The sequence below is a fragment of the Streptomyces sp. NPDC041200 genome (assembly GCF_055591805.1).
In genome coordinates this window covers 639,571-653,217 of record NZ_JBVIZF010000002.1, presented here as the reverse complement: position 1 = coordinate 653,217, position 13,647 = coordinate 639,571, and the positions used below count along the sequence as shown (strand labels likewise).

The following is a 13,647-nucleotide window of genomic DNA, read 5'->3' as shown; positions in this document are numbered from 1 at the left end:
GTGGGTAAAATCGTCGGCGGTTCACTGCCCGGATTGCCCGCTGCCGCGGGACGAGGAAGAGGGGCCCGAGTGCCCGATTCGCAGCCTCACCCTGCGCTTCCACCAGCGCTGTTGGCCAACCCGGAGTGGCAGGACGCATGCCGGAGGCGGGATTTCGCGCGCATCTTCCAACTGGTCAAACTGAAAGCGGGGATCTACCCCTCGCGGATCGCCGCCCGGTGCGGCATGACGCCAAGCAGGGTGGGCGAGATCATGGCTGGACGCCGCGCCTTGGCACACATCGATGTGATCGAGCGGGTGGCCGACGGCCTTCGCATCCCCGGAGGGATGTTGGGACTCGCGCACCGGCCGTGGGAAGTTCCGTCCTCGGCGCCTGAACCCGCGACTGCTCCGGATCCCGAGCGGGTGTCATGGCGTGCTGACGAGCCACGGTCAGCCGTCTCCGCTCCTGGCGGTGGTCTCGATGAGGTCCTGGCACTGGCCGACGGGTGGGCCGGTCCTTCCACCGTCGCCGGGCTGCGTTCAGCGGTAGAGGACTACTGGCGTCGCGACGACGAACACGGCGGCACATCTCTGCGTCCCGCTGTCCTGGGCCACCTCAATTACGTCACCCAGATGATGCGCACGGCCAACGCCGCGCTGAGGCCGGAACTCCACTCCCTCGCCGCCGAGTTGGCTCGCCTCGCGGGCTGGGCGTACTTCGATGCGCGCCAGTACAGCACCGCCCGTCTCTACTTCACCCAGGCCCTGACGCTTTCCCACGGGCAGGAAGATCACCTGTTCATGGCAAACGTGCTCTCCTGCATGAGCTTGCAGGCGACCTACGACGGCAACCTTGTGGATGCGGTTGCCCTGGCGTGCAGGGCTCAGGACGCCGCGCGAGCCGTTGGTGACCAGCCGTTGGTGATGTCCATGCTCCACATGCGCGAAGCGTTCGGTCACGCGGCCCTGCGCGACGCCTCCGCCTGCCATGAGGCCATCGGCCGCTCCCGCGACACGTATGAGCTCGCGCGGGGCCGAGAAGACGAAGCGCCCTCCTGGGTTCGCTACTTCGACGAAGCCAAGCTGCTCGCCGACGCGGGTATCGCCTTGGCCCGGCTCGGCGAGGCGCAGCAGGCCGAGCCTCTGATCGCCGAGGGGCTGCGTCGCGAGACGGCGTCCCGGCAGCGCGGCCGGGCGCTCCATGCTTTCTGGCTGGCCAGCGCTCAGCTCCAGCAAGGAAAGCTCGACGACGCCTGCGGCAGCGCGGGGCTCGCGCTCGACCTCACCGCAGTCATCGACTCACCCCGGGTCGTGGGACACATCCACGAGTTCCACCGTCGGCTGACGCCCTACTCCCGCGAAACATCGGTCATCAGGTTCGAGCAGCGCATGCGTGAGGTGTTGCGCTAGACAGCGGGCTTGGTGGCCTCGTCCAGGAGCAGGTACAGCAGGCCGACCAGGCTGCCGCTGCTGACGATCTCGCGGCGGTCGATCATTCCGCGGATCTCCGAGAGCGGGATCCACTCGATGCGGTCCGATTCGTTCTGCTCGGTCGGCGGGCCGATGTACGTCGCGCCGTCGGCGCGAAAGACGTGGTGTTCGGAGTCGGTGATGCCGTTCGCGGGCTGGGCGTACACCAGTGGCTTGACCGCCTCCACCCGCCAGCCCGTCTCCTCCTCGACCTCGCGCGCGGCGGCCTGCTCCGGAGTCTCGTCGGGCTCGATGAGGCCCATGGGCAGCTCCCAGCCCCAGGCGTCGGTGACGAAGCGATGCCGCCACATCATCAGGACCCGCTTCTGCTCATCGACCACAGCGGCGACGGCCAGGTGCCGCATCCGCACCACGTGGTGCTCCCAGCGGCGCCCATCGGGCTGCTGGACGTCCACGAGCCACAGGTTCACCCACGGGTTGCTGTAGATCTGCCGCTCACCATGGACAGTCCACCGCATGAGCCCACCCCTCTTCGCCGACACAGGGCTCAGCATGTCACCGCCGCTGCCTGGTTCGCCCGCGGAGTGGGGCGTAGCGCAGCGCTCACGGCGACTGATGTCGGCTGGAGATGTCAGAAGCCCCGGACGGCAGACCGTCCGGGGCTTTTCCCTGCTCTGGCACAGAGCCGACTGTCGGGTTCGAACCGACGACCTTCGCTTTACAAGAGCGGTGCTCTACCAGCTGAGCTAAGTCGGCGTCCCCAGCAGTGTACCCACCACACCGGGGTGCTCCGTTCGAAAATTCTGGTGTCCGGAGTAGAGACAGGGTGGGGGTGGGCGGTATAGCGTCACGCCAATCCACCTGCAGTGGACTAGACCCCTACCTTTACTCGGATCGTCCGGCACGTTCCTGCCGGTGAAGGGACCAGATCACCATGGCCACGGTCACGTATGACAAGGCGACCCGGATCTACCCGGGCACCGAAAAGCCCGCCGTCGATCAGCTCGACATCGACATCCAAGACGGCGAGTTCCTCGTTCTGGTCGGCCCCTCGGGCTGCGGGAAGTCCACGTCGCTGCGGATGCTCGCGGGGCTGGAGGACGTCAACGGCGGGGCGATCCGGATCGGCGACCGCGATGTGACGCACCTGCCGCCGAAGGACCGGGACATCGCGATGGTGTTCCAGAACTACGCGCTGTACCCGCACATGACCGTCGCGCAGAACATGGGCTTCGCGCTCAAGATCGCCGGGGTCAACAAGACCGAGATCCGGCAGAAGGTCGAGGACGCGGCGAAGATCCTGGACCTCACCGAGTACCTGGAGCGCAAGCCGAAGGCGCTGTCCGGTGGTCAGCGGCAGCGCGTGGCGATGGGGCGGGCCATCGTGCGGGAGCCGCAGGTGTTCCTCATGGACGAGCCGCTGTCGAACCTGGACGCCAAGCTGCGTGTGCAGACCCGTACGCAGATCGCGAGCCTGCAGCGGCGGCTGGGGATCACCACGGTGTACGTCACCCACGACCAGGTCGAGGCCATGACCATGGGCGACCGGGTGGCCGTCCTCAAGGACGGGCTGCTGCAGCAGGTCGACACGCCGCGCAACATGTACGACCGTCCGGCCAACCTCTTCGTGGCGGGCTTCATCGGCTCGCCCGCGATGAACCTGGTCGAGGTGCCGATCACCGACGGCGGCGTGAAGTTCGGCAACAGCGTGGTCCCGGTCAACCGCGAGGCGCTGTCCGCCGCGGCCGACAAGGGCGACCGTACGGTCACCGTGGGTGTCCGGCCCGAGCACTTCGACGTGGTGGAGGCGAACGGCGGGGCGGCGAAGGCGCTGACCAAGGCCACCGCCGACGCCCCGGCCGGTCTCGCGATCACCGTCAACGTGGTCGAGGAGACGGGCGCGGACGCGTACGTCTTCGGTTCGGCCGAGGTCGGCGGCGAGAGCAAGGACCTGGTGATCCGGGTCGGCAGCCGCCAGGTGCCGGAGAAGGGCGCGCAGCTGCACGTCGTGCCGCAGCCGGGCGAGGCCCACGTCTTCTCCACCTCCACCGGGGAGCGGCTCAGCGACTGAGTCAGGTTTTGAGGGAAGGCGTCGTCTGCCGCATCGCGGCGGCGGCGCCTTTCTCGTGGCCACGGCGGCGAACGTGGCGTTGTGGTGTTGTGGCGTTGTGGTGTTGTCGATAAATTCACTGACATTCCGGGCTTTTCGATTCTGTTCGTCAACCCGCCCACGCCCAAGAACGGGTTTCCATCACCCGGCATGGTGACTCAATGTCGCCAAATCATCGCTCCTCGCTACGATCCCTCCCGTGAACACCGCAGCCCGCCGTATCGGCAGAACCCTCGCGCTCGTCCTCCCCGTCGTGCTCGTCCTCTCCGGAACGCTCGCCGTCACCCGCGTCCCGTGGGCCTCGCCGAGCGCCGAGTCGCAGATCCTCACCGCCTCCTCCGACCGCGCCTCCACCCAGGCCGTGCACCGCGCCCCGCACGAGCTGCTGCGCGACCGGCTGCTCGCGGAACTGCAGGAGAAGGATCCGGGAGTGGCCCTCACTCACCTCCAGGTCGCCACGAACGAGCGGCCCTCGCTGGCCCGGCACTGCGCGGACATCGCCCGTGCGCTCGGCCGCGCCGCGGTCGCCAAGTACGGGGGGACGAAGGGGGCGCAGGCGTACGCCCGTCCCGTCTGCGACACCTCGTTCGCGTCCGGCATCACCCAGGCGTACCGCTGACCACACCGCAGCCGACAACATCACCACTGGCCACAACACCACCGCCGACCACACCCGGCTTCGGCTCGGCGTGCGGTCACCGCGCCACCGCATATGGTGCGATCCATGACCGATGACCTCCACCGGCGGGGGCACCACGCTCACCACCACCCGCACGCCCCGCGCCCCACGCAGGCCGTCGTCCTGGCCGGAGGCCAGGGCTCGCGGCTGCGTCCGTACACCGACGACCGTCCCAAGCCGATGGTCGAGATCCCGGGCACCGGGACCCCGATCATCGGCCATCAGCTGGCCTGGCTGGCCGCCGAGGGGGTCACCGACGCGGTCGTCTCCTGCGGCCATCTCGCCGCCGTCCTCCAGGACTGGCTGGAGTCGGCGGAACTGCCGCTGCGCGTGACGACCGTCGTCGAGAAGGAACCACTCGGCCGCGGCGGGGGCCTGAAGTTCGCCGCCGCCCGGCTCCCCCACCCCGAGCAGCCCTGGTACGCCACCAACGGCGACATCTGGACCCGCTTCTCGCTGCGCGAGATGGCCGACTTCCACCATGAGCGCGACGCCGTCGCGACCCTCGCGCTGGCCCGGCCACGCATTCCCTGGGGGGCGGTGGAGACGGACGAGTTCGGTCACGTCCTCGACTTCATCGAGTCGCCGCCCTCCCCGTACCTCATCAACGCGGGCGTGTACGTCTTCTCCGCCACCTTCACGGCCCTGCTGCCGGGGCGCGGCGACCATGAGCGCACGACGTTCCCCCGGCTCGCGCGGGAGCGTCGGCTGGCCGGGTTTCCGCTGCCCCACGGGGCGTACTGGCGGGCCATCGACACCGCCAAGGACCTCACCGAGGCCGCCAAGGAACTGTCCGCTGGCCCTCCGCCGTCCGGTCGCGGGTCGCTGGAATCGACGCCGGTCCGGCCGTTGCACGACTGACCCCCGAGTACGTAAAAGGCCCTCCGCGCTCAAACCTGCGCGGAGGGCCTTCTGCCTACGCGACGTTCAGCCGAGGAGGCCGCCCAGCGCCGCCTCCTCCTGGGCCGGTTCGCCCTCGTCGTAGGAGTCGGCCGCCGGGGCGCCGCCGCCCTGGCCGCCGCCCTCCGCGCCCGTGCCGCCCAGGCCCACACCCGAGCCGCCGAGGTCCGGCGGGCCCGGTTCCGTCATCGGGGCCTCGGGGCGGCTCGGGGTGCGGGGGGTCGGACGGTCGCCGTGCCGCGACTGGCCGGGGCTCCCGGTGCCGCTCGCCGAACCCGTCGCGCTGGGCCTGCCCGAGGTGGCGGACGCCGACGGCGAGGCGGACGGGGTCGGACGGCTCAACGGGGCGCGGTGCGAGGGCGATCCGGGGGTGTCCACCGCGCCGCCGACCCCGCCGCGTGGGCTGGTCTCGGGCTTCCGGGGCAGCGGCGAGCCGGGGAGGCTGTTCCGCGGCACCTCGCGCGGCTCGGGCGCCCGTACCGTCTCCGAGGACCGTACGGCACCGCCGATCATCGAGCCGAGCAGCAGGGTCAGCCCGGCCACCACCATCACCATCACGGTGCCGCGGCGCAGCACCCGCCGCCGCAGCGCCCCCAGTTCGACGCGCGGGCCGAGCCGCCGCCAGGCCTCGCCCGCGAGGCGGGCGTCTGCCGAGTAGACCGGGGCGCCCGCGATGACCAACGGGCTCCAGGCGGCGAGGTAGATGATGTCGGGCGCGTCGTAGACCGGTACGGTGCGCCAGCTCACGGTGAGGATCAGCGCGGCGGACAGCACCGCGCCGACGCAGGCCGCGAGCCGCTGCCACAGTCCGAGGACGGTGAGCACGCCGACCACGATCTGGAGGAACGCCACGGTCAGCCCGGCGCCCACCGGGTGCTCCAGCGCGAGGTCGCGCAGCGGCTCGGCGATCGGCCAGGGGTGCAGGGACCGCAGCCAGGTGACCATCGAGCCGCGCTCGCCGCCGTCGAAGTAGACCGGGTCGGACAGCTTGCCCATGCCCGCGTAGACGGAGATGAAGCCGAGGAAGACGCGGAGCGGGAGGAGGACGACGCCCAGGTTCATCCGGCGGTCGGGGTAGTAGGCGTGCTGCCGCACCTGGTCGGAGGGGCGCCGGGGGCGCGGGGCCGGGGGCGTGCGGTGCGTCTGGGGCGTCCGGTGCGTCTGAGGCGCCTGGCGGGTCTGGTGGGCGGCGTGGGACGGCCGGGGGACGCGTGGCGTCGGACCGGTACGGTGCGTGGCGTCCGACTCCCGCGGCCTCGGCGGCCGCCCGGCCTCCGGCACCGGCTCCCGGCGCGGACCGTGCGGGTTGCGCGGCCCGATGACCGTGGGCGGGCCGTCGTCGAAGGTGACCCGCGGCAGCACCTGCGTGGTGCCCACGTCCTCGGGGCCGTCCACCGTTTCGGAGTACCGCACGGCCTGCAGCAGTCGGGTCGCCGCCGTGTCGCCGCCGGGCCGGGTGCGGCCGCTCCACACCACGGGCGGGCGGCGCCGGGGCGCGGCCCCGGCCCCGATACCGGCGAGCCGGGCCGTGTCCGCCAGCGCGCTGCTCACGACCGGGGAGCCGAGCTGCACCCGGAAGCTGGGGGGATTGACGGCGACCTTCGCAGGATCACACGGCACCTTGGCCATGGTCAGCTGCGGTTCGTCCTCGAATCCCCGCGCGCGTCCCGCCAGGGGCGTGCGGAATTTTCTGGTCTCCACGCTCAACTAACCGACTGACCGGCGGGAAAGACACTGCCGGGGACGGTGTGATCTGTCGGGGGACCGTCAAGATCGTCCGGGGTGGCGACGAACCCGCCCCGGACGTGGGTACGAACCCGCCTCGCGCGCAGGTACGGACCCGCCCCGCGCGCAGGGTACGGACCCGCCCCGCCCGCGGGGTACGGACCCGCCCCGGCCCCTCGTCGCGGGGCGGAGCGGGCCGCGCGCGATTACGCCCGGCGCCGCGACGCCTCGTACAGCACCACGCCCGCCGCGACCCCCGCGTTGAGCGACTCCGCGCCGCCCGGCATCGGGATGCGGACCCGGAAGTCGCAGGTCTCGCCGACCAGTCGGGACAGCCCCTTGCCCTCGCTGCCGACGACGATCACGACCGGGCCGTCCAGCGCCTCCAGGTCCTGCAGCTCTGTCTCGCCGTCCGCCGTGAGGCCGACGACCGTGAGACCCGCCTTCTGGTAGGACTCCAGCGCCCGGGTCAGGTTGGTGGCACGCGCCACCGGGGTGCGGGCGGCGGTGCCCGCGGAGGTCTTCCAGGCGCCGGCGGTCATCCCGGCCGCGCGCCGCTCCGGTACGACCACGCCGTGGCCGCCGAACGCGGAGACCGACCGCACCACGGCGCCCAGGTTGCGCGGGTCGGTGACGCCGTCGAGGGCGACGATCAGCGGGTCCACGCCCTCGTCGAAGGCGGCCGCGCTCAGGTCCTCGGGGTGGGCGTAGTCGTACGGCGGGACCTGGAGCACCAGACCCTGGTGGTTGAGCCCGTTCGTCATCCGGTCCAGCTCGGCCTTGGGGGCCTCCATGAGGTGGATGCCGCCGCGGTCGGCCGCGATCTTCAGCGCCTCACGCACCCGTTCGTCGCTGTCGATGAACTGCTGCACGTACAGCGTGTTCGCCGGGACGCCCTCGCGCAGCGCCTCGAACACCGAGTTACGGCCCACCACCAGCTCGTTCGTGCCCTTGGCGCCGCCGCGGCGGGGGGCCGGGCGCTTGGCTGCCTGCCGGGTGCGGGCGTTGGCGATGCGCTGCTTGGCGTGGCCCTTGCGCGCCTCGGCGGGCGGGGTGGGGCCCTTGCCCTCCAGGCCCCGGCGCCGCTTGCCGCCGCTGCCGATCTGCGCGCCCTTCTTGTTGCTGGTACGGCGGTTCCTGCGCTGGCTGTTGCCGGCCATGAATGTCACCTATCTCTTCACTGCTCAGCGCGGCTCGGCAAACGGCAACGGAAAGCGTCGACGTCCCACGCGTCTTTGGTCGTATGTTATGGACACCAGTGTGCCGCCCGGCCCAGCGGGCGGCACAAAGAGCCAGGTCAGCGGGTGCCCAGCTCCCAGCGCGGACCCGACGGGGTGTCCTCGATGACCAGCCCCGACTGCTGCAGCTGGTCGCGGATCGCGTCCGCCGTCGCGTAGTCCTTGCGGCCGCGCGCGGCCTGGCGCTGCTCCAGGACCAGCCGGACGAGCGAGTCGACCACGCCGTGCAGATCCTCGCCGCGGTCCGAGCCGCCCGACCAGTGCTCGTCGAGCGGGTCCAGGCCCAGCACGCCCAGCATGGCCCGCACCTCGGCCAGCCGCGCGACCGCCGCTTCCTTGTCGTCGGCGGTGAGGGCGGAGTTGCCCTGGCGGACGGTGGTGTGGACGATCGCGAGCGCCTGCGGCACCCCGAGGTCGTCGTCCATCGCCTCGGCGAAGGCGGGCGGCACGTCGGCCGCGGGCTCGACGGGCCCGGCCTTCTCCATGACCCGCTGGATGAAGCCCTCGATGCGCGCGAAGGCGGACTCCGCCTCGCGCAGCGCCTCCTCGCTGTACTCGATCATGGAGCGGTAGTGCGGGGTGCCCAGGTAGTAGCGGAGCACGATGGGGCGCCAGCGCTTGACCATCTCGGAGACCAGCACCGAGTTGCCGAGCGACTTGCTCATCTTCTCGCCGCTCAGGGTGACCCACGCGTTGTGCGCCCAGTACGTGGCGAAGTCGTCGCCGAACGCCTTGGCCTGCGCGATCTCGTTCTCATGGTGCGGGAAGATCAGGTCGACGCCGCCGCCGTGGATGTCGAAGGCGCTGCCCAGGTACTTGTGCGCCATCGCCGAGCACTCCAGGTGCCAGCCGGGACGGCCGCGCCCCCACGGGGTCTCCCAGCTCGGCTCGCCGGGCTTGGCCGCCTTCCACATGGCGAAGTCGCGCGGATCGCGCTTGCCGGTCTCGCCCTCGCCGCTGGGCTGGCGCAGCCCGTCCAGATCCTGGTTGGAGAGCCGGAGGTACTCGGGGTACGAGCGCACATCGAAGTAGACGTTGCCCTCGGCCGCGTACGCGTGACCGCGGTCGATCAGGCCCCGCATCATCTCGATCATCTCGGGGACGTGGCCGGTCGCGCGCGGCTCATAGGTCGGCGGCAGGCAGCCGAGGACGTCGTACGCGCTGGTGAACGCGCGCTCGTTCTCATAGCCGATCGACCACCACGGGCGGCCCTGCTCGGCCGACTTGGCGATGATCTTGTCGTCGATGTCCGTAACATTACGGACAAACGTGACGTCATAGCCGCGGTACGCGAACCAGCGGCGCATGATGTCGAAGTTCAGTCCTGACCTGATGTGCCCGATGTGCGGGGCAGCCTGCACGGTCGCGCCGCACAGGTAGATCGAGACACAGCCCGGCGTGAGCGGGGAGAAGTCACGGATCTGCCGGGCACCGGTGTCGTACAGGCGAATAGTCACGCGTCAAGGGTAGTCGGAATCCGGCAGTGCCCCGCGACCCATCGGCCGCAGGGACACAGAAGCGTGACACTTCTCCGTGGCGCCGCGCTCAGAGGCTGCCGACGACCTTGCGGGGCGCGATCCGTACGACGATGCGCTCGGCGTCCTGGGTGTGGGCCGGGTTGAATTCGGCGTACTCCTTGCCCACGTACTTCAGCGACAGCTCGTCGATCAGCTCCCGGCCGCCCTCGGTGGTGTAGCTGGCGGTGCCGCGGACCTCGGCGTACGTGTACGGCGCGTCCGCGGGCTGCACCAGGACCGTGACGCGGGGGTCGCGGTCGATGTTCTTCTGCTTCCGCCGCCCCATGGTGGTCGAGAACAGCAGCTCGTCGCCGTCGCGCTTCACCCACACCGGGGACAGCTGAGGGCTGCCGTCGGGCTGGGTGGTGCCGATGATGACGAAGACATTGGTGTCGAGGACGCGCTTGAGGTCGTCGGAGAGCGTGGTGGCCACGGGTGCTTCCTTTCCTCGTGCTGAGCCGGGGGCCGGGGATCCGTATGGATTCGGGTTACCCGATCCGTACCCCACACGCCGTCAAGGTGTGGGGCACGGTGCGAGGAACGGCCCGTACGGCGCAGGGCTAGCCACGAACCACCAGCGGCGCAGGGGCTAGCCCCGCACCACCAGCGCCGTCGCCACCGCCGCCAGGCCCTCGGCCCGGCCGGTCAGGCCCAGCCCGTCCGTCGTCGTACCGGACACCGAGACCGGGGCGTCGATCGCCGACGAGAGCGCCTTCACCGCCTCGTCGCGACGCTTGCCGATCTTGGGGCGGACGCCGATCACCTGGATCGCCACATTGCCGATTTCGAAGCCCGCCGCCCGCACGATCCGGGCCGCCTCCGCCAGCAGCGTCACCCCGGACGCGCCGGACCACTCGGGGCGGTCGGTGCCGAAGTGGGCGCCGAGGTCGCCGAGGCCCGCGGCGGAGAAGAGCGCGTCACAGGCGGCGTGGGCGGCCACGTCGCCGTCGGAGTGCCCGGCCAGGCCGCACTCCTCGCCCTCCCACAGCAGACCGGCGCACCACAGCTCGCGGCCCTCCTCGAAGGCGTGCACATCCGTGCCGATGCCCACCAGGGGGATCGCGGGAGTCGCCCCCGGGCGCTCCTCAGAAGCCATCGTTCTTCCTCCTGCGCGCGAGAACCGCCTCGGCCAGCACCAGGTCCAGCGGCCGGGTCACCTTGAACGCCTCCTCGTGGCCGGGCACGACCACGACCTCGACGCCCAGCCGCTCGACCATGCCCGCGTCGTCCGTCGCGCCGTCGCCCTCCAGGACGATCTTCTCGTGCGCGGCGGCGAGCGTGGCCCGGTCGAAGCCCTGCGGGGTCTGTACGGCGCGCAGCACGGCGCGCTCGGGGGTGCCGACGACGGGCTCGGGCTCACCGGCCCGGTCGCCGGTGCGCGGCTCGACCCGCTTGACGGTGTCGGTCACCGGCAGCGCCGGAACGACGGCGGGCGCCCCGTCCCGTACGGCGGCGACGACCGCGTCCACGGTGTCCACGGGGACGAGCGGGCGCGCCGCGTCGTGCACCAGCACCGTCGTGACGCTGTCGGGGACGGCGGCCAGGCCCAGGCGCACCGAGTCCTGGCGGGTCTCACCGCCGGGGACAACGACCACCTCCGTGGTCCCGGTGAGCGGGTACGCGTCGAGCAGCCTGCGGACCTCGTCGGCACCGTCCGGCGGGGCGACCACGACCACGAGCGAGACGGCGCGGGATCCGGCCATGGCCCGTACGGCGTGCACGAGCATCGGAGTGCCGCTCAGCGGGCGCAGCGCCTTGGGGGCGCCCGGGCCCAGCCGCACGCCACGGCCCGCGGCGGGGATCACGGCGGCGGTGCGTGCGGGGCGCTCGGCGTCGACATCGGATGGGGTTACGGACTTTGCGTTGGCGTTCAGGTTTGCTTCCTCGGCCGAAATGGGTATGGCCACAGCGTGCCGGGCGCGATGCCCCGACCGGCCCCTTCCGTGACGACTGGTCGAGCCAGCTGCCCGGGCCCGGCACACCTTGCACCACAACAGCGACGTGCACCACAACTGGGACACCACAAACGGTCTTGCGCCTCGGGCTTCGATGTGGTGGGCTGAGGTGCCTGTGCGCGAACATGCCGCAGCGCCCGGCGAACAGACTTACGGGGAGCAGGTCTGAATCACTCGGGCACCGCGGCATTTATGCGTCAGGACGCGAGTACCTCATCCAGCAGGGCCTCGGCCTTGTCCTCATTGGTGCTCTCGGCGAGGGCGAGTTCGCTCACCAGGATCTGGCGCGCCTTGGCGAGCATGCGCTTCTCACCGGCGGACAGACCGCGCTCCCGCTCTCGGCGCCACAGATCGCGCACGACCTCGGCAACCTTGATCACATCACCGGAGGCGAGCTTCTCGAGATTTGCCTTGTAACGACGGGACCAGTTCGTGGGCTCTTCCGCATACGGTGCGCGCAGCACCTCGAACACCCGGTCCAGCCCATCCTGGCCGACCACATCACGCACACCGACGAACTCCGCATTGTCCGCCGGCACACGAACCGTCAGGTCACCCTGAGCGACCTTCAGCACCAAGTAGGTCTTGTCCACGCCTTTGATCTGACGAGTTTCGATGGCCTCGATCAGCGCGGCCCCGTGATGGGGATAGACCACGGTGTCGCCTACCTTGAACGTCATGTGACAGGTACCCCTTCCGTGGCTATCCAGGGTAACACGTGAACGCCTTCTTCTGAATGGCGTTTTCGCAGGTCAGGGCATATCTCGGGGCTTGACAACAGCGGCTGGGACGTGCTGGGCAAGGCGGACGGAACCGGGTATTCGCAGGTGGGAGCGGTTGTCCGGGCGGCGTGAAACCGACGCGTTACGTGCCCCGGGGACATCATGCGGGTGGCCGTACGTCCCGTTTTGCCGGAGTCCGGTCGATGGACTTCCGCTACTCCGTTCGGCCGAGGAGCGACAGATCCGGCCCCGATTCCCGAATTGATCACGGCCGTACTGATCATGTCTGTGAGACATCTGTGGTCAAGTGCGTGATCAATTCTTCGGACGTCCACGGATTCCTTACCGATAATCTCCCCGATCCGTCACCGAACCGATATTCAGGGTGGTCCGGGAAGCGGTGTGAGCGGCGCGATGGCCGCGCGCGTCGCCCCGGGAGGCGGGTCGGGTGCGGGGCCGGGAGGGCGGATCGGTAACCTAAGCGCGCTGATCCAACTTTTATCCTCGTCCTAGGAGATGCCGCCGCCGTGAGCAGCAGCCTTCGACGCGGCGTCCTCGCCGCAGCCGCCATCGTCGTCTCGGTCGCCCCGCTCTCCGCCTGCGGAGCCGGGAACGACGCGCAGACGCTGGAGGTCAAGCCCGACAACGCCGCGACGTCCGTCGGCGATATCAAGATCCAGAACGCCACCGTGGTGACGCAGCCGGACCGGACGGCGAAGGGCCCGGCCGTGGTCACGGCCAGGATCTTCAACAACGGCGACCGGGACGAGACCCTCACGGCCATCACGCTGCCCGACGCGGGCGCGACGGCGAAGCTGCACCCGGCCAAGGGTGCGGGCAAGGCCGCGAGCAAGATCGTCGTCCCGGCGGGCGGCTCGGTCGCCCTCGGCGGCGAGGGCAACGCCTCCGCCGTCGTGTCCGACGGGCGCGAGGCCGCCAAGGACGGCGACGCACAGCGGATCGTCTTCGACCTCAGCTCGACCGGCGACGTGCCGATGACGGCCTTCGTCGTGCCCGCGACGAGCTACTTCAAGGGCTGGGGCCCGTCCGAGCTGCCGACCCCGACCCCGTCGGCCCCGCGCGGCGGTACGCCCTCCGGTGGGCCGAGCCAGACCACCCCGGGCCAGCCGGGCCAGAGCAAGCCGGGCGACAAGCCGTCCAACGAGGCCTCCGGCGCGGCGAGCAACAAGCCGGGCGGCGACCAGAGCAACGGCATCGCCCCCGGCGAGCCGACGCCGAACGACGAGGACTGACCGCACACGCGAGGGCGGCCCCGGGAATCCCGGGGCCGCCCTCGCGTTGTGGTGCCGCCGCTGAGCGCGGCTGAGGCCGGTCTATGGCCAGGCCGCGCGTACGCGGCTGCGCCGGGCCAGATCGGTCCTGGCGGG

General features: G+C 70.9%; 13 protein-coding genes and 1 tRNA gene. 5 read left to right on the top strand and 9 right to left on the bottom strand.

Annotation, left to right across the window (positions count from 1 at the left end):
- Positions 1 to 69: 69 nt before the first annotated feature.
- Positions 70 to 1,392 (top strand): hypothetical protein, encoded by a 1,323-nt coding sequence (locus ACZ6CL_RS08175; RefSeq protein WP_468932643.1) that lies wholly within the window; start codon positions 70 to 72, stop codon positions 1,390 to 1,392.
- Here ACZ6CL_RS08175 and ACZ6CL_RS08170 read toward each other — a convergent pair.
- Both ACZ6CL_RS08170 and ACZ6CL_RS08165 read right to left on the bottom strand, forming a co-directional pair.
- Positions 1,389 to 1,931 carry an NUDIX hydrolase gene (locus ACZ6CL_RS08170; RefSeq protein WP_468932641.1) on the bottom strand — a complete coding sequence of 181 codons (543 nt, stop codon included), beginning with the start codon at positions 1,929 to 1,931 and terminating at the stop codon, positions 1,389 to 1,391. The two genes, ACZ6CL_RS08175 and ACZ6CL_RS08170, sit on opposite strands and share 4 nt — an antisense overlap.
- Before the next feature lie 165 nt (positions 1,932 to 2,096).
- Positions 2,097 to 2,169 (bottom strand) — tRNA-Thr (locus ACZ6CL_RS08165).
- A gap of 178 nt (positions 2,170 to 2,347) precedes the next feature.
- Between ACZ6CL_RS08165 and ACZ6CL_RS08160 the strand changes: the two genes are divergently transcribed.
- From ACZ6CL_RS08160 to ACZ6CL_RS08150, 3 genes are all read left to right on the top strand, one after another.
- Positions 2,348 to 3,484: an ABC transporter ATP-binding protein gene (locus ACZ6CL_RS08160; protein WP_468932638.1), complete on the top strand. Its 1,137-nt coding sequence runs from the start codon at positions 2,348 to 2,350 to the stop codon at positions 3,482 to 3,484.
- Positions 3,485 to 3,722: 238 nt separating this feature from the next.
- Positions 3,723 to 4,142, top strand: coding sequence for a hypothetical protein (locus tag ACZ6CL_RS08155; protein ID WP_427748162.1), 420 nt, complete (start codon positions 3,723 to 3,725; stop codon positions 4,140 to 4,142).
- Positions 4,143 to 4,247: 105 nt separating this feature from the next.
- Entirely contained in the window at positions 4,248 to 5,063 is an 816-nt protein-coding gene (locus ACZ6CL_RS08150; RefSeq protein ID WP_468932636.1) for a nucleotidyltransferase family protein, read from the top strand.
- 66 nt (positions 5,064 to 5,129) lie between these two features.
- Here the strand turns inward: ACZ6CL_RS08150 and ACZ6CL_RS08145 are convergent, their stop codons facing one another.
- The 7 genes from ACZ6CL_RS08145 to ACZ6CL_RS08115 all read right to left on the bottom strand — a co-directional run bounded on the left by ACZ6CL_RS08145 (position 5,130) and on the right by ACZ6CL_RS08115 (position 12,217).
- Entirely contained in the window at positions 5,130 to 6,731 is a 1,602-nt protein-coding gene (locus ACZ6CL_RS08145; protein ID WP_468933329.1) for a DoxX family protein, read from the bottom strand.
- A gap of 302 nt (positions 6,732 to 7,033) precedes the next feature.
- Complete coding sequence (rlmB, locus tag ACZ6CL_RS08140) at positions 7,034 to 7,987, bottom strand: 23S rRNA (guanosine(2251)-2'-O)-methyltransferase RlmB (RefSeq protein ID WP_468932633.1); 954 nt, start codon at positions 7,985 to 7,987, stop codon at positions 7,034 to 7,036.
- Between the two features lie 137 nt (positions 7,988 to 8,124).
- Positions 8,125 to 9,522, bottom strand: coding sequence for a cysteine--tRNA ligase (gene cysS / locus ACZ6CL_RS08135; RefSeq protein ID WP_468932632.1), 1,398 nt, complete (start codon positions 9,520 to 9,522; stop codon positions 8,125 to 8,127).
- Positions 9,523 to 9,610: 88 nt separating this feature from the next.
- Positions 9,611 to 10,015 carry a PPOX class F420-dependent oxidoreductase gene (locus tag ACZ6CL_RS08130; protein ID WP_468932630.1) on the bottom strand — a complete coding sequence of 135 codons (405 nt, stop codon included), beginning with the start codon at positions 10,013 to 10,015 and terminating at the stop codon, positions 9,611 to 9,613.
- A 156-nt stretch (positions 10,016 to 10,171) separates the two neighbouring features.
- Positions 10,172 to 10,678, bottom strand: a complete 507-nt coding sequence (gene ispF, locus ACZ6CL_RS08125) for a 2-C-methyl-D-erythritol 2,4-cyclodiphosphate synthase (RefSeq protein ID WP_468932627.1) — start codon at positions 10,676 to 10,678, stop codon at positions 10,172 to 10,174.
- Entirely contained in the window at positions 10,668 to 11,456 is a 789-nt protein-coding gene (gene ispD / locus ACZ6CL_RS08120) for a 2-C-methyl-D-erythritol 4-phosphate cytidylyltransferase (RefSeq protein ID WP_468933327.1), read from the bottom strand. The genes ispF and ispD overlap by 11 nt, the downstream gene beginning before the upstream one ends.
- A 278-nt stretch (positions 11,457 to 11,734) precedes the next feature.
- A complete protein-coding gene (locus ACZ6CL_RS08115) occupies positions 11,735 to 12,217 on the bottom strand; it encodes a CarD family transcriptional regulator (RefSeq protein WP_009716930.1) in 483 nt (160 codons plus the stop codon).
- Positions 12,218 to 12,786: 569 nt separating this feature from the next.
- Here ACZ6CL_RS08115 and ACZ6CL_RS08110 point away from each other — a divergent pair.
- Positions 12,787 to 13,512, top strand: coding sequence for a copper chaperone PCu(A)C domain-containing protein (locus tag ACZ6CL_RS08110; protein ID WP_468932624.1), 726 nt, complete (start codon positions 12,787 to 12,789; stop codon positions 13,510 to 13,512).
- Positions 13,513 to 13,647 lie beyond the last annotated feature (135 nt).